General features: G+C 66.0%; 6 protein-coding genes. All 6 read right to left on the bottom strand.

Going from position 1 to position 16,743, the window contains the following annotated elements; all coding sequences use genetic code 11:
• Positions 1-408: a 3TM-type holin gene (locus AZL_RS10910; RefSeq protein WP_012973450.1), complete on the bottom strand. Its 408-nt coding sequence runs from the start codon at positions 406-408 to the stop codon at positions 1-3.
• 126 nt (positions 409-534) lie between these two features.
• The gene (locus AZL_RS33395; protein ID WP_012973451.1) at positions 535-1,185 is read right to left on the bottom strand and encodes a hypothetical protein; all 651 of its coding nucleotides are present in this window, start codon (positions 1,183-1,185) and stop codon (positions 535-537) included.
• A gap of 263 nt (positions 1,186-1,448) precedes the next feature.
• Complete coding sequence (locus tag AZL_RS33390) at positions 1,449-5,504, bottom strand: LamG-like jellyroll fold domain-containing protein (protein WP_012973452.1); 4,056 nt, start codon at positions 5,502-5,504, stop codon at positions 1,449-1,451.
• Positions 5,501-6,427: a hypothetical protein gene (locus AZL_RS10890; RefSeq protein WP_012973453.1), complete on the bottom strand. Its 927-nt coding sequence runs from the start codon at positions 6,425-6,427 to the stop codon at positions 5,501-5,503. Before AZL_RS10890 ends, AZL_RS33390 begins: the two co-directional genes overlap by 4 nt.
• 1 nt (position 6,428) lies before the next feature.
• Entirely contained in the window at positions 6,429-8,018 is a 1,590-nt protein-coding gene (locus tag AZL_RS10885) for a hypothetical protein (RefSeq protein ID WP_012973454.1), read from the bottom strand.
• 11 nt (positions 8,019-8,029) lie between these two features.
• Positions 8,030-16,684 (bottom strand): transglycosylase SLT domain-containing protein, encoded by an 8,655-nt coding sequence (locus AZL_RS33385; RefSeq protein WP_052293623.1) that lies wholly within the window; start codon positions 16,682-16,684, stop codon positions 8,030-8,032.
• Positions 16,685-16,743: the final 59 nt, after the last annotated feature.

The raw sequence follows: 16,743 nt of genomic DNA, 5'->3' as shown, positions 1-16,743 counted from the left end.
TCAGCGCGCAATCCCCTTTGTCTTCTCATAGCTGCGGTATGCGCCAAGGCCGAGCAACGGCACCAGCAGCCCCATCAGCGTGTCGGTGTCGATCTGCGGCATGGGCGTGCCGGGCGACCAGATCGACAGCCCCCAACCCATCAGCGGATAGCCGACGGTCTGGACCAGCAGGCCGATGACGCAGACCCAGCCGGCGGCCGGGCGCCAGCCGGAGACGAACAGCGACGGGTTGCTGGCCTCCGCGGCGTTCACCTGGAGCTGCGAGGCGTCGCCGGCCTGGAGCATGGCGACGAGCTGTGCATTCGCCGACGCGGCGGCTTTCGCCTTCGCGTCCGGGTCCGGGATCTTGTCGAGCAGATCGGCCAGCAGCGGCGTCAGGGCGGTGATGAGGGGGATAGCGACAGCCATAGTTGCCTCCTTCTGGGCATGAAAAAGCCCGCGGCCGGGATGGCGCGGGCGGTCAGTGGTCAACTCTTCTGGATGCGTCGATTTTTCGGACCAAGGACGTGGCCGAGAAAATCGACGCGGGCACGATCACTTGGGGGCGCCCAGCCCCCTCTCCCACAAAGCGGCCTCGGTGTCGCGGCGGGTCAGCAGCCCGCCCACGCCCGGCCAGAGCCGCTTCATCAGCCGGAACTGCTCCGGCACCTCGGACAGCTTCCCGGCGGCGATCAGGTCGCGGATGGACCGCATCTCGCGCCGGCTGTCCCAGGATGGTTGCCCGCGCTCGCCCATGCTGGCGCCGCGGTTGTAGACGAGGCTGACCAGCGCGCCGAAGCACAGGGGCGGCACGGCGACCGATCCGGGGAAGGCATCGGCGGTCATCCGCTCGAACTTCGGCAGGGTGCGGTCCCGGAAGCAGGTGTAAGCCGCATCCCAGGGCACGACGACGGCGCCCAGCTTGGCGGCGAGATCCTTAGCCGGCATGCCCGAGACGCCGCAGGACCGCCCCAGCGCCGCGCGGGCGGCCGGGGGCAGCGTAGGCCAGTCCAGCGCCAGGTCGTCGGCGTCGTGGTGGGCGAGATCGTAGCCGATGCCGATGGTTACGCCGCTCTCGCCGCCCGGCCATGTCGGGTGGACGTAGCGGGCCTCGTAGGTCCGGCGGCTAGTCACCTCGGCGAAGACGATCATGTCGACTGCCTCGGGATGGGTCAGCGGGGTCACGGTGATAACTTCCGGCGGCATGGTTCAAGTCCTTCTGTTTGTGGGTTCGGTCGGTTGGCCGAGACGGAGGAACCCGCCGCACATCGCGCGGCGGGCGGTCGAGAGGAGTTGGCCGAGCAAAAGGAGCGCGGCGTCCTTGTCGCCGCCGCAGGCATCCAGCGCCTGCTGCACCTCGGTCTCTGCGGGGGATGGGGCGTCAGGCACGGGAACCTCCAGGCAGGCATGAAAAAGGCGCCACGCGGGCGCCGGACGGGTGGGGTTTGGAGTGTTGTCGCGCTCGATGGTCAGGCCACCGGGATGTAATCGAACACCATGTTGGCGTTGCCGGCGGCCACGCGGGTAATCTTCAGTGCCTGGTCACCGCTGGCCTTCTTTTTTTGCACAGTATAATCGGTCACCGGGCGGACCATGGTGTATTCGTCCATGCCGATGTTGAGTGCGTCGAGCGTCGGCGTGAACTGAGGGTTGGTCGTGGACAGGATCGCGACGACGTTCAATGAGTTGACCGCCCCCACGTCCATGGCCAACAGACCGGCCTGAAGCTCCGCCATGGTGTTGCCAACCGCCTGAAGTTGCGCCGGCGTGGCGGAGGTGGTCAGCGTGCCGGCGCCGGCATTCCACGCCATGGAGTAGGCCGTCGCCACCCAAGCCGAGCCGGTCCAACGCCTCAACGGAGTAGCGTACCCGTCAGTGCTGATGAGGAAGGTCAACGAGGTGTTGGGTGGCGTGCTGTAGGTCGGCGTTACCGTGTCGATGCTGGAGAAGGCAGACAGGTCCAGAGAGGTCACACCGGGCCGTGTGGCGATCCAGCCGGGCGTGGTGACATACTGCTGGCCGTAGGCGATGGTCGGCGGCGTGAAATTGGCGGTGTAGCCTCTCCCGTTGCCGATGCTGATGCGCAGTTCATCAATGAGACCTGTAAGGGCTTTTGCCCCATTCGCGCTTGTGGGTTTGAACCCGCCAATCCACGTCTGGTAATTTCCGCTTGCAACGTAGTTGCTGGTGTCGCTGACCGAGCCCAGAAGCACGCCGTCCGCAAAAATGCGCGTTGTGCCACTAATGCGATTGGCGAGCAAATGGTGCCATCCGATAGACGGCGACCAGCTAACCTCCATCACCACACCGGCGGAGGACGACACCCGAAGTGCTGCCCCCTCTCTATAGAACAGAAAGTCCTGGTTCGCGACAAGATACTCCCCCGCACAGACCAACCCCTGTTGGGTGTATGGGGCGCCATCGACGTACAGTTGTAGGTCGATGCAAAAATCCCCGGTACCGAACGCCACTATCTTTGCATCAAGGCTGAGGACATCGGAGGCTTGTCCGAAAAACTGAAGCGCCCCACCCCCAAACTGGTAGGTGGATGCGTTAATCTTCGCGGTCGTCGGAGCAATCCACCGGCCATCTTTCACCGTCCGAGCGTTTCCGTTGGCGGCGACCATCGCTGTGTTTTGGGAAAGCTCCTTCACCCACTTCTGACCAACTGACCCATCGAACACCCACAGCAGCGTGGTCATGTCATCGTTGGTCAAGTTGCCGGGCGTGAAGTTGGCGATGTAGCGCGGGTTTCCGTTGGTAATGCGAATAGCGTCGAAGTAACCGTCACCGATAGCGGGGGGATTGTTCCAGGCACCTACCCACAAGTTGCCGACGCTGCCCGGCGTGGTGAATTGTGTAGAAGGCGCTGCTATGGCACCAGCGATACCATTGACATAGACACACCATCCCCGGCCTTCCCGAACAAAGGCGAAATGGTTCCATCCGGTTGCCGGAGCGGGTCCAGTCGCGATTGCGCTTCCATTGACGTAGAAGGTCGTGCCGGAAGGGCCTGCGCCGCCCCGCATAGACCCGGAATCCGGGTTCTGACCAATCTGGAAGATTGCGAGGGAACCACCCGCAGGAATGTACGCCCAGGCTTCTACGCACCATTTGGTATAGTTGCCGAAATACAGAGGGTGACCCGCTGCCGGATTGTCGGGAAGCAGCCATTGCGCGAACTGAGACCCGCCCGTATATAGACTGGTACTATGCCCGCCGCGGGCCTGCGCGCTGGAAAGAGCCGCGGCGTTGGTGAAGGCGAGGGTCGTGGTAGTCGTACTGAAGGCACTAGTGCCGTAGCTGCTGCCCGACGAGTCCAGCGTCACCACATCGCCGTTCGCGCCTTCGAAATGCAGAAGGACTACGGTGCGGTCATCGGCGGTGTAGGGAGCGGTCGGCGGGGTGAAGTTGGAAATCCAGACGGCCTCGCCCCGCTTTATCCGCACCTCGTCGATATAGCCGGCCATGATCGAGGAGTTGTCGCCAACTCCGCCGAAGTAATGATAGGGGCCGCCCATGGTGATTGAGCCGGTGCCGACGGTGTGGCTGCCGATCTGCGTGCCGTTGAGGAAAATGTAAAGCGTGCCGCCGTTGCGCACCACGGCCAAATGGTTCCAGCTGTTGACCGCCGGCACGACGCCGGTGCCGACGCCGTTGGCGACGTTCCAGCTGGAGTTGTCGGTACTGATGTAGGCGGTGATCGCTCCGCCGGCGCCGTTGGTACGGATTTGCATGCCGTAGGCGTTGTTGCCGGCGCACCACAGGCAGCCGTCGGCGGTATTGGTCTTGTAGAACCACAGATCGGTGGTGAAGTTGTTGTCGCCCAGCGCCAGATCGGCGTGCGGCGTGCTGGCCCAACCGATGACGCAGCTGCCGCCGGCGCCCAGCTTAAAACTGGTGGTGCCGAATTTGGCCTGCTCGTTGGAGATCGTCGCGCCGGTACCGCCGAGTAGGATCGGTCGGCCGCTGTTCGCCCGATCCTTCAGAACCTGTCCGCCGTGGCCGTCATCGAAGGTGAACAGGTGAACGGTGTCGGCGTCGGGAACGAAGGCGGCGGCAGGCGGAGTGAAGTCGGAGGTGTAGCGGGCGACCTTCGAAATGCGGACCTGATCCTGCCAGCCGGAAATCGGATTGTTGCCGTTGTTCATGGCGCCGATACCAAGCGGCATCGCGGCATAGCTGATGGCGTCTCCGACCCCGGCGCTGCCAACTCCGTTGATATAGAGTTTGGAGACGCCGTTATAGCGGACCCACGCCACATGATAGGAAACGTCAGGTTGTGCGACAGTGGCATGGGTCCGGGTGGCACCGTCATAGTAGTAAAACTGCTTGGACGTACCGTTGACGCCAATCTGGATGCCAGCCGAGCCGCCGGTGTTACCATCCAAGAGGACGTGATACGCCTGCGACGAAATGCTGGAGAAACGGACGAATGTCTCGTAGGTGATGTTCTGTGTGCTGCCAAAAGCGATCTTGTAGCTGGCCGGAACCCGCCAGTAGCTCGCCCCATCGAACCAACCACAGTGCGTGCCGAACAGCGTGACGCCGCGCTCGTCGAGGATCTCGGTGGAGCCGTTGACTCCGTCACCGTGGATCAACAGCTTGGTCGCGCTGTCGATGACGGCACCAGCCGTGTTCGTCATCGACACCACGCCGCTGGTAATGGTCGTGCTGTTGCTCGGGTCGCGGACGTAGTCGGTGGCATTGGTATACGGCACTCCGAATGTCTGGCCCGCGATCTGCTCGTATGCCGCCAGCACCGACTTGCCGGTCAGGGTGGTGGTGCCGCCGCTGCTCATGTAGACGACGGGCGACTGCGAGACGGTGGCAGCAGCCGAGCCTACTTGATAGCCGGTCCCGGCCGGGTTGACGATCAAGGCCTTGCCGGCGTCGGATGAGCTAATGGCCGGAAGGTTGACGCCAGCGGCAGCAGCGGCAGCAGCAACTGCGGAGGCGTCAGCCGCAAGGCGATCGGCGTGAGCGGCGTCCTTGTCCGTCTCCACGGCCGAGCGATCAGCCGCCACAGCGATCCGATCGGCAGCCGTGGCCTGGGCGTCCGCATCGGCGGCCAGCCTATCCGTGTGCGTGGCCGCCTTGTCCGTCGCAACAGCCTGACGGTCGGCAGCGGTGGCGGTGGCCGCGGCGTCGGCCGCCAGCCGGTCGGTATGCACCGCGGTCTTGTCGGTGGCCACAGCCTGACGGTCAGCAGCGGCGGCAACGGCGGCGGCGGCGGCGTTGCCCTCGCTGGTGGCCGCCGCCGTCTTTGAGGCGTTGGCCGCTGTGGCACTGCCTGCGGCGGCTGTCGCGGCAGCGGCGGCTGCCGCTTGGCTGGACACAACGGTGTCGGCAATCCCTGCCACGGTCTCGCTGGCGGTGGCCAAGTCGCTGGAGTGCCGACGCCAATTGGCCGCCATCCCGCCGACACCCGACAGGCCGAATTTGTTGGAGACCGAGTTGTAGACGCCGAGATTGTATTGTTTGAGACGGTCGATGGCATCCCAGAAAGCTTGAGGCAGATTCATTCCTTGAACTCCTCCATTTCGCCCCGGTAGTTGGTGTGGCGAGGCGAGACATAGACTTGACTGTGGTCGTTCGCGCGACGGTAGAGGCCGCCGTAGAGTGTGTTTTCAGCGGCGTCTGCAATGTTCGGGATGTAAACCAGAGGTTTCCGCTTGCCTGTGCGGAGCGCCATCTTGAACAGCTCATTACGGAGTTTGCGGTCGTTGACGCCGCGGTCGATCGTGATCGTGCGCTTCACGATCCCAGGTTCCACCCAAACAGACCCGCCGGCCCCAGCGATCACGTCATCATTATCCTTCACGCCTTCACCGCTCGCACCGACGTGACGGCTAAACGTCAGACCGTCGCCGGCCCAAGCCATTCCGACCCGGTAACCGGTATCGTCGCTGCCGTCGGGCCGGTATGCGCCACCCCACAGGGTCCACCGGATCACGGTGACTGGAACCAACGGGACGATGGCTCGCAGATTGGTGGGCAGGAGCGCGATGTCCCTCGGATCGAGGTCGCCGCGCATCTGGTTCGGCGCGCCGGCCGGCATGTCCTCCGGATCGGTCAGCGACGGTACGACGTTGAGGTCGAGACCGTCGACAACTGTGGTCGCCACCAGTTCGCCGTCGAGAAAGCCCTCCATGCGGAAATAGGCGTCCTGGCGCAGGTTGGTGTCGTAGAGGCCGGCGTGCGTCAGAAGGATGGGGTTGACCCAAGCAAGCTCGATCACCACAGGCGCGATCGGCGCGCCGGTCACCGGGTGTCCAGTACCGAGCTGTGTGCAGATCGCCCGGTTGGAGAGCGGGGTGGTCAGGATATTGGATAGGGGGGATGTGGCGGTCCATGGCACGTTGCTGGTGACGGTGCAGGGGTTGTCTGTGGACGGGTTTTGCACCTCGTTCCGGTCGGCCACATAGGCGAGTGTCGTGCCAGCCATGTCAGCGCTCCACGAACAGGGTGGCTCCGCCGCCGCGGTCCCGATTTGTCCGGCCGGTGATGACCAGCGGTCCACCGGCCTCGAAGCCCGCGATGTCGTCCACTACGGTCACGGCGCCACCGATCCAGAGGCCGGGGGCGCCGTCCCTAACCTTCAGCTGGTAGGCCTGCGGCGGCCAAGCCTTCTCGGCCAGCCACAGCGGCGCCTCGGCGTCGGCGTCGGCCTTCAGGGTCAATGCGGTTTCAACGCGGTCGGTCTTGGCCGACACGCCATAGGCGGCGGCGATCACTGGATCGGTCGCGCTGTCCGACTCCCGCCATTGCTGGGTCCACAACGCGGCGTCCGCTGCGGTGGCATCGGCCGCAGCCTTGCCGTTGGCGCCGGGGTTCTCTGCGTAGAGGACCGTCACCTTCTTGGTGGGCGTGACGCTGTTGCCGGCGACGGGTTTCAGCCCATCTGTCGCCCCGCTCGTCTTGCTGTAGGTTCGGGTCGGCACGGCCGCCGTCGCGCGCGGCAGGCGCGTTACCACCAGCCGGTCGGCCAAGTCGATGAACCATCGGCCGCGTGGCACGCTGCCGACGAGCTTACCATAGGCGTCCCGGTGGGTGCGGCCGTCGCCGGCTGGCAGATATAGCCCGACGGTGCGCGGAATCGCATCCATGCCGCTGACGTCGGCCGCGCTGACGATCGCACCATGCGTTATCGCCAGGAAGGCGATCAGCTCGCCGATGTAGCGGCGCCAGACCCCGCCGGTCTTGTCGCCTTTGCACTCGACCCGAAAGTCGTCGTAGTGGACCGAGGTGTGGATATAGCCGGTGGCGGTGTCGACCCGGAACTGGTCGGAGCCGGGATTGCCGGCGGTCTTGGTCACGGCCACACCGCCAGACCACCCGCGCGGCACGTCCTCGATTGGCAGACCGCCGTTGACAGACCAGACATGAAGCAAGCCCCCCCGATCCGATCCGAGGTCGATCACGCCAAGGTAGGTTGGCGCCGCAAATGGGCAGTGACCAAAGCAACGTTCCCGCAACGTGTTCTTCAGCTCCGCCGGCCCCTCATACCCGCCGGTGCCGGCATACTTCGCGGTGTCGGGCTGGATCGGCGTATCGAAATCCAGCTGCCGGTCATAGACCGGAAGCTTCAGCGTGGTGACGTCCGGACCGATCATTCCGGCCTTCGCCCGCCAGACCGTCACCGCGGTGGACAGCGGCGCGCCGGTCGCCACCACCCGTTCGGTGACCGACTGGATCAAGTAGTCGGTCAGCAACACGTTGAGCGGGCGAGCCGTCAGCGGGACGCGCAGCCATGCCCCGGCGGTGATGTCGTAGACCGAGGCGTAGCGCGGCAGATCATCGGCCGCGTCCTTCCGGACGTTCGCCAGGCCCATGTCGTCGATCTCGGCCCGCGCACCATCGGCAGCCGCCCGCACAGCCACCGATGCCCACTGGCTGACCAGAGGCAGCCAGGTCACGCATGCCGGATCATCATCGCTGCGGGATTGGTAGGCGACGGAGCCGGCGCAGAGCGGCCAGCGGTGTTGGTGTCCCGTGGTCTTGTGGTAGGCCACGAGATCGTACAGATGCACATCCATGTGGATCTCCCTTATGCTGCCCGCCGCGGCTTCTGATCCGCGATTTCGGATTTGAGCGCTTCGACTGTCCTGATCAGCCTGGTCAGCAGCACGCCGCGCTGGTCCTGTGCGGCACCCTCTTCGTCGTGCAGGGCTTGCTTGATCTCAACGATCTGGGCGTTGAGCCGCCGCAGCTCGGCCAGGATGGCGGCGTTTCCGTCGCCGCCCCGCACCGGCGGCACCGGGGCGGCCGGCTGATAGCTGGCGATGCCGGCGGGGTAGCGGTCATTGGCGGCCGTTTGATATATGCCGGCGATCCGGATCGAGTCAGCGCTCGACGCGACCGCCGCGCCGCCCCCCTGCCACAGCAGCTCTGGCCCCTGCTCGCCCACCCACACCGCGCCGGGCGGGGTGGCCAGGGTGCCGGTCGCAAAGCCTGGGATGCCGCGCTCGTGCGCCCAAGCCCGCATAGCGCCCTCGTATTGGTCGGCCTTGCCGTAGGCGGCGAGCCAGGAGTTGATCGCCCAGGCGTTGGCCTCGCCGGTGTAGCCGACCGACCGCAGGATCGACATCCAGGCATCGGTCGACACCTTGTCGCCCAGCGACGCAATATCCGGGCTCGCGGTGTATCTGTATGGATTATTGGCCCAGCCAAGCTTCTCATCCGCCGCCCTAAGAACCTGATAGGTGGCGTCCGGTCCCTGCGCGCGCGCCCAAGTCATGATCCCCGGTAGGGTGCCAGTCGTCAGGCCAGCGAGCATCTGCGGCAGGGTCGCGCTGGATTTGGTGCCCGTCAGCTGTTCCAGCGGCGCCCTGAAGCCCTGCATCACGACGTAGCTCTGGGCCATGATGCCGGTGATGTCTTCCAGCTTGCCGTAGTTCTTTTGCCCCAGCGCTGCCGCCTCCGTTCGCGCCCGCTGAAGTTCCTTCAGCTGATCCTGGGCGACTTTCAGGTCGGCCTCGGCCGTCGCCGCGGTGGAGGATGGCGTGACGGTGCCAAGCTCCTTTTCGGCCGCCATCACCATGTCGTAGAGCGCTCGGGCGGTTCCGGCCGAGTTCTCCTTTTCGATCGTCGTCAAGGTCTGGCCGAGGCTGATCAGGTTGGTGCGGGCGGTGTCCTTTTCTTCATCACTCTTTTTGGTCGAACGAATGATCTCCAACGCGGCATCCCATTGCCGTTTGGTCTCCGTCAGCCGCTCCTGCGGGCTGATCGGCGCGTCCTGGCTGATGGCGAGGGCATCACGGGCGGCGGCGAATTGCTTGGCCGCCTGGGCAACCTTCAGCGCGCCGTCCTGAAGAGTGGAAATGAAGGTCTGCCTTGCGGTGATTTCCTGATCGTACCAACCAAGAACATCGGCCTGCGCTAGAGAAAAGGCTCGCGCCGCATATTCGGCGGCCTGTAGCTGCTTCAGCTGCGTGGTGTCATAGCCCTTGTCTTCTGCCTGCGACAGTTCGACTTTTTGCTGCTGTTGGAGCGCCAGCAAACCAGAGTCGCGGTCGCGACCGATTACCCCATACGTCCGGCTGTTGATGTCGGCGGTATAGGCTGTAAGCGCCGCCAGCTTCTCCTTTTTCGCTGCCTCGGCCTCCAGCCCCTGGACATATTTCAGACCACCGAGATAGGCGGCGTCTTGGCCGTCCTTCACCGCCTGCTGGAATTCACGCTGCTGGCGCAACGCCAACTCCAGCGTGTCAGCGTCTCCGCCACGATTTTCAGCGCGCAGCGCACGGACGTGCAGGTCTTGGGCGGCTTGGGTGACCTTGTTTTGTTGCTCCAGGGCCGCTGTTTGTGCCTCCAGGCCCTGAACATATTTCAGACCACCGAGATAGGCGGCGTCTTGGCCGTCCTTCACCGCCTGCTGGAATTCACGCTGCTGGCGCAGCTGCAATTCCTGAGCGTCGGCGGCGCCCCCCTTACCCTCCGCGCGCAGAGCGCGGACATTTAGGTCTTCGGCCGCTTGGAGACGCGTCGCCGCAGTCTCGTTGTCCTGCCACGCCTTGGTCAGCTGCGCCACCGCCGCCTTTTGCTGTTCGGCGCTGATGGTGCCTGCTGTCAACTGGCCATTCAGATCAGCGAGCGCAGCCCGCAGCTGGTCGCCAGTCAACGTACCAACCGCCGCCGCGTCAGACACTCCTTGCCATACATCCCGCAGAGCCAGCACCTGCGGGCCATACATCCCGGCCTCTGACAGCTGGGCATCGGCGCTTGCCCGCCAGGAAGGGTTGATGGCCGTTTCGACCGCCGCGCTACCATCGCGCAGCGCCGACAAGACGCCAATGTTGCGCTGCCAAGCCGCAGTGAATCCGGACACGGCGGTGCCGTACTGGTCGCCCGTCAGCACCCCGTCGCGAAGGGCTGCGTTCAGCGCCTCCATCGCTGAACGCAGGTCGCCGAAACGCAGGGTGCCGGATGTCGCGGATGCGTCGACCTGATCGAGCACGTTACCGAGCGCGGACACCCCGGCGAACTTGGGGTCGAGCCCGAGCGCCTTCACTCGGTCGGTCGACGTCGCCCGCGCGCCTGGATCGACCAGTTGCGTAATGGAGAGATCGCCGGCCCTGGTCTGGTAGCCGACCGACGTCAGATAGTCGTCCTTCAGCTTCGCCGTGTATTTTCCCGCCATGTCCGCTACTTCGGCGGCGGTATAGCCAAGCGCAGACAGAGCTGGCCGGAATGCCTCGAACTGGATCTCCGCCTGCTTGGTGACGGCGGAGACGCCCCGCAGCGGCTCCACCGCCGGTCCCAGCCCCATCATCGCGGTGATGCCCTTGCGGGCGGCGGCGGTCAGCTCGGTCTCGGTTGCCAGTCCGAGCCGCGACGCTGTGTCCTTCCAGTCCGTGACGCTGACCTTGACCTGATCTCCAAGCTGCTGGGAGGCTTCGGTCCATGCCTTGATCTGGTTCGAGGTTGGATCAAGCGCCGAATTCATGGCATCAATCTGCGCTCGGAAATTCTTTCCGAAACTCACATCCGCCATGAACTCGTTGATGTCGGTCTTGGTGCTGTTCTTGACGGCTTTCAGCACGTCTTCCGACGCAGAGATCAGCCCCTGGCTGACGTTGTGGCGGATACCGGCAATGACCGCTTCGTCCAGCGTGTCGTAGGAGGCGCCCAGTTGCCCCGACGGTCCGCCGTCCCTGGAGCGAAACTTGCCATCCTTGGATTCCACGGCGATGCCAAAGCCGCCATTCGTCTTTCCCCCAACCAGGGCGATGAATTGCTTTGTCGCGGCATCGATGCTCTGGAGCAGTTGCTGCGCCTGTTCGGCGCTGCCATTGTTATCGGTGGCGGCGCCGGCGAAGGTCTGCCTGCCGTCAACATATTGCACCCCGGCGCCGGCCGCCGGCTTCCCACGGTCCTTTCCAAAAAGACCACCCAGCAACTGGCTGCCGATGGCGACCAGCGGCGCGAAGGGCTGGGCACCGGGGATGAACATCATGGCGGTGGCGGCGGTGTTACCGATGCCTCCGATCACGTTCCCCGACCGGAAGTTCTGGAAGGCGTTGAAGCCGTAGCCGACCGCCCCGAGCGCATTGCCCCAGGTTGGACCGCCAGCCGCCTGAGCTCCCGTGCCGGTGCTGGCACCCTCGCCGCCGGCCAGCGTGCCGGTGGAGGTCTTGGCGACCGCAGCCGCCTGCGGCGCCGTGTATCCGATGTTTGACAGCCCAGGGATCGGCGTGTTCAGGAAGCCCTTGACGCTGCTGATCGCGCTGTTCGAACCGAAGATGCCGTCCGTCTTCAGCAGGCTTCCGAGTTGGGAGAAGCTGTTGGCGATCCCTTGCGGGCCGCCGGCCTGGACAACCTGACCGGGGATGCCCGCGCCCTTGATTCCACTGGCCGCGCCAATGACGCTCAGCAGCGCGCCGAGCGCCTGCTGGGTGCCATCCACCATGAAGTCGCCGGCTTGCTGTGACGACTGCGCAAAGGTGACGGCTCCCTGCGCCGCCTCCTTCTGTGCGGCGGTCAGCTTCTCGGCAGCGGTGGACACGCCGTCCGATGCCATGCCAAGCCGCGCGTCAATGTCGTCGGCAGCGGTAGATACGCTATCCATCGACTTGACGGTCGACAAAGCCGCCGATACGGCGTCGCGCTGCGCGGTGGTCAGGTTCTGGGTGGTCGCAGCCTGAGACGTGGCTGCGCCTTCAGCGCGAGCGGCCATACCCTCGACAGCGGTATTGGCGGTCTGGACGGACTTCCCGAACCGCTCGACATAGGTCACCGTTTCGGTCGGCAGGGCGCGGCCTTGAGTCAGGTACTGCTGCACCCGTGTCGGGCCGGCGTTGTAGGCAGCGGCGACCATGTTCCAATCGCCGCCGAACTGCCGGCCGAGCATCGCCAGGTACTTGATGCCGCCTCGCACATTCTCTCGGGTGTCGGTCGCATCGACGCCGAGCCATTTCGCCGTCGCCGGCATGAGCTGCATGACGCCCTGCGCCCCGGCGCTGGAGGTCAGCAGCCGGCCGTCGTCGCGGTGCTGGCGAAATCCGCTTTCGAGCTTTCCGATGGCGAGCGCGACTGCCTCTGGCACGCCCTGTGCGCGGGCCTCGGATCGGAGCAGATCCTCCACCTGACCGCCATCCCTGATCGCCACCGGCAGGGGGGCTCTGCCGGTCAGCGCCTGCGGATCGAGCGCCACGGCAGCAGCGGAGCCGGCCTGCTGCACCCACATCGCGTTGGACGGCGACGAGCCGAGGCCGCCGGACACGCTGGTCACGATCCGGCTGAGGCTGCCCGGATCGTTGGCCGGTCGCGGGGCATTGTCGTTCGCCGCGCCGATCGGCCCGGACATCAGCTTGGTCAGCGTGCCGGTCAGCCACGTCTCGGCTGGTTTCGTCACTGTCGCGCGGAAAAAGACCCGCTTCAGGTCCTCGGCCAGGGCTTTGCCGGCATCGCCCGCCTTCTTCGCGCCGACGACCACATCCTCGAAAGCCGTGGTGATCGGCTGCGCCAGATTGGCGGCGTTCTGGGCGGCGTCCTGCAACTGACTGTTGACGCGCGCCAGCTCGCCCGCCTGACGGATATACGCCTGTGTGCCGGCGTCGGTCAGGTCAACACCTTTGTCGCGCAGCGTGTTGGTGGTTTGCAGGATCGCCACCGCCTTGGCGCGTTCGGCGTTGGATTGGCCCAGCATGCCGAATTCAGCGTTGGCCAACTCCACCGCCCTGCGCTGCTCGGCCGCCATCTGCGCGAATTCCTGCGACCGCCGCGCCGCATCGCGCGCCAGGATGCCGCGACCGATGTCCTGGATCTGGCCAGCATCCTTGGTCGGTGCCAGCCCGCGCTTGCGCGCCTCGGCCAGGGCCTCGTTGGCGAGCCCTGCTTCCCGCGCGGCATTGGCGCCACGGCCCCAGGCGTCGGCCAGTCGCAGAGCGTCGTCGGTTTGCTGCTTCAGCGTGGCGTCGAACTGTGCCGCTTGGACCTTGCGCTGGGCATCGTCCACCGCCCGCAGGCGGCTCACGATGGCGTCATAGGGCTCGATTGTGCCGCGCGCCACCTCTGCCAAGGCATTCTGGTGGATCTCGGCCTCGCGCACCGCGGCGGTGGACTGGCCGTAGGCACGGGCCACCAGATCGGCGCCGGCCACCTCTGCGGCGGCGGCCCGGTTGCTGTCGTCCACCGCCTGGACGAGTTGGGCACGCGCCATGCGGGCGGCCTGGATGCCCTCCAGTTCGGCCGCTTTCGCGCTCTTGCCGGCATTGGTCGCCGCCATCTCCGCCTGCACCCTGGCGGTTTCGATGACGCGCTCGGCACCGACTTTCTGCATGACCGCCAACAACCTGTCGTTGGCCGCGGTCAGGTCGGAGATGGTCAGTGCCTCGTCCAGCGGCAGGCCGTCCCGCTGCGTCGGCTTGCGGCCGGGGATCGGGGTGCCCGCGGGAGCCGGCGGGAGCAATGGCGCCCTGCCGGTCAACGCTCCCTCGGAAAGGGTGGGGTTGGGCCGGGCCTTCGCCAAGCCGATGAACCACCCGAAGGGGTTCGGGAACTCCGTCTCTCTGGAGAAGGTCGGGAACTGGAAGTTCGCCGGGTCCTTGATGAAATTCGAAACCTCCTTCAGCAGGTCGGCCCCGACGATCTGCACCGTAACCACGATGGGGTGTTCCGCGGCGGCGTTCAGCAGCTCGTTGTAGGCGTGGGACAGGTCTTCCATCGCCTGCCCGGCCGGGCTGAGCGACTCGCGATGCAGGCCAGAGAACCGATCTTTCAGTGCACCGACGGCGATGGCGAGCGCTTTCTCCCGGTCGCCATGCTCCAGGGCGGCGCGGGCGGCTTCGTACTGCGCCACCGAGAGGGCGCCGGTCTCCGCCGCCATCTCGCGCAGTCCCTTGACGCCGGTGGTCAACCAACCGGTCAGCATTCGGCCGGCATCGGAGGTGCCGCCGAAGACGCTGCCCATATCGATCGACAGCGAGCCGATGTCGCGGGCGATCTGCTCGCCGGCCAGCTTGCGGGTGTTGACGATATTCTTGACGACGGTGTTCGCCTCCTCACGCGAGGCGCCGCCACCCATCATACCGTCCGCAACGCTGCGCATTTGCTCGGCCGTCATGCCGGCCTGATCGCCGGTCGCCTTCAGCAGGACGGTGAACTCGCGCAGTTCGGCGGAGATCGTGTTCGCCCGGCCGAGCACCAGGCCAAAGCCGACAGCCAGCGATCCCACCCCCATCACCGTCAGCGCGGTGGTGGAGGTGAGAAGCGCCATCGCCCGGGACAGGCCGCCGACCGCACCCACAGCCTGCGGCGCCTGCTGGAGCATGGCGACCACCGCGGACTGGCCGGAACCGACCTGGACGACGAAATCCTGGATCTGGTAGCCGAGGTTCAGCGTCTCGTGCGCGGCCAGCTTTGTGCTGGTCGCGCTGCGGGTCGCAAGATCGTGCTGCTCCCGTAGCTTCGCCGACAGGGCGGCGTGCTGATCGGCAGTCAGCCTGATCCCGCCGACGCCATCCGTCAGCGCCTTGTCGAGCAGCGCCTGCCGCTCGGTCAGCTTCTCAGTGGCGCCGAAAGTGCGATCCAGGGTGCCCACCAGCCGCTGGAGCGCCTCCTCCTCCTTCTTCGCCGCGATGGCCGCGGGGGAGAGGGAGGCCGCGAGCTTGGCTTCATCGGCGGCCAGTTGGTCCAGCGACACGCCAGCCGCCGCCGCAGTGCTTCGGAGCCGGTCCAGGGCCTCCGTGTATTTCAGCGCGTCGCCGGCCTCCTTGTCGAAGGAGGCAACCGTCTTGCGATAGGTGACGGGAGCGTCGAACTGCTCCATCGCAAGGCTGGCCTCCCACTCGGTCGCCAGCTTCGCCTTGGCTTCGCGCGCTCCCCATTGGTCCATGGCGATCTGCGCTTCCCAGGCGGCGGCAACCTGCGCCTTCGTCTGGGCGATCCGCTCGCGCTGCTGGAACTCTTCGAGCGCCAGCAGCCCTTCCCATTCGGTGGCGAGCTTCGCCTTGGCTTCGCGTGCCCCCCACTCGTCCATCGCCAATTGCGCTTCCCAATTGGCCGCGACGTTGGTCTTGGTCTGGGCGATGCGCTCTCGGGCGGCAAACTCCTCCTGAACGAGGATGGCCTGCCATTCGGAGGCGGTGGCCTCCGCCGCCTTTGTGGCTTGGCCGGCGGAGCGCGCGGCAGGATCGTGGGCGGCGGCATAGGCGTTGAGCAGGCGGGTTGCCTCGGCCTCCTCCACACCAGCCCGGCGGATGGTGGCCTGCAACTTCGCCAGTCCGGCCACATACTTCTGCTGGGCGGCGTCGGTCAGCCCGAGCGAGACGCGGTAGGCGTCCAGTTCAGCGTCCGCCGCCGCGAACGCCGCGGTGATGTCGTCCAGGCGCTGCACGCTGCCGTCGTCCCCGAAGGTGATGGAGCCGGTCCCGCTCGATCCCCGTCCGGTGGTGGCGTAGCGGGTGGCGCCGATGGTTGCGGTGTTCGCCGTCTGGCGCGACAGGCCGACCGAGTCGTTGATGGCCTTCTGCGCTGCGGACACGCCGCGCAAGCTGGCCTCCAGCCCCTTCGCCCCGGCCGCCCACTCGGCAAAGCTGGTGTGCCCGGCGTCGAAAGAGGTGTTCAGATCCCGGAGGGCGCGGGCGGCGCGGTTCAGCCCGTCGGACATGCTGCCGGCGGTGGCATACACCTTGTCCAGCGCGCCAGCCCAAGAGCCGGCCGAGGCCGTGGCGGCGGCCATGCCAGCCGACAGCCCGCCGGCCGCTGCGTTCGCCGCTGCCGCGCCGGCTTCCACGTCCTTGAAATAGCGCGCCACCGCTACCCGCGCCTTTTCGGCGGCGGCCTCCATCTTGGCCGTGATGGTGGCGCGAAGCTCCTCCTTCTCGCCCGCCTTGGCGCTGCTCGCCTCCAGGTCATCCAGCGCCCGCTGATACGGCGCGATGGCCCGCGCGACGGCGGCAGCCTCCCGCTTGGTCCGGTCGAACTTGTTGGCGAGCTGGTCGTACGTCTGGGCGTGGCGCCTTACCCGCTCGTCGGCACGCTCCACGGTGCCGGCGTAGGAGTCGATGGCTTTCCCGGCGGCTGCGGCGCCGGCTGCAACCTCGTCGGTCGCCTTCTTCGTGCCCTGTCCAGCACGCTCCGCCTTCGCCTCGGTGGCGCTGAAGGCGTCGCCCAGGCCCGTGACCGCGTCGGTCGCCTTCTTGGCGCCAGCCGACACACCGTCTTGGAAGCCTACGTCCAGGCTCTCGATCTGATCAGTCATGGGCGTGCCTCGCATAAAAAGCGACCCATCGGACTTGATGGGCGCTTTTTCAGAGAATT

Origin of the sequence: Azospirillum sp. B510, from assembly GCF_000010725.1 — a bacterium.
GTDB classification, from domain to species: domain Bacteria; phylum Pseudomonadota; class Alphaproteobacteria; order Azospirillales; family Azospirillaceae; genus Azospirillum; species Azospirillum lipoferum_B.
The sequence above is the reverse complement of the archived record's forward strand: the minus strand, read 5'-3'. Positions and strand labels throughout refer to the sequence as shown.

What these genes read in the sequence shown, in the direction of transcription:
- AZL_RS10890 (WP_012973453.1), bottom strand. Translation starts at nt 6,427, where the DNA reads ATGGCTGGCACGACACTCGCCTATGTGGCCGACCGGAACGAGGTGCAA.
- AZL_RS33390 (WP_012973452.1), bottom strand. Translation starts at nt 5,504, where the DNA reads ATGAATCTGCCTCAAGCTTTCTGGGATGCCATCGACCGTCTCAAACAA.
- AZL_RS33395 (WP_012973451.1), bottom strand. Translation starts at nt 1,185, where the DNA reads ATGCCGCCGGAAGTTATCACCGTGACCCCGCTGACCCATCCCGAGGCA.
- AZL_RS10910 (WP_012973450.1), bottom strand. Translation starts at nt 408, where the DNA reads ATGGCTGTCGCTATCCCCCTCATCACCGCCCTGACGCCGCTGCTGGCC.
- AZL_RS33385 (WP_052293623.1), bottom strand. Translation starts at nt 16,684, where the DNA reads ATGACTGATCAGATCGAGAGCCTGGACGTAGGCTTCCAAGACGGTGTG.
- AZL_RS10885 (WP_012973454.1), bottom strand. Translation starts at nt 8,018, where the DNA reads ATGGATGTGCATCTGTACGATCTCGTGGCCTACCACAAGACCACGGGA.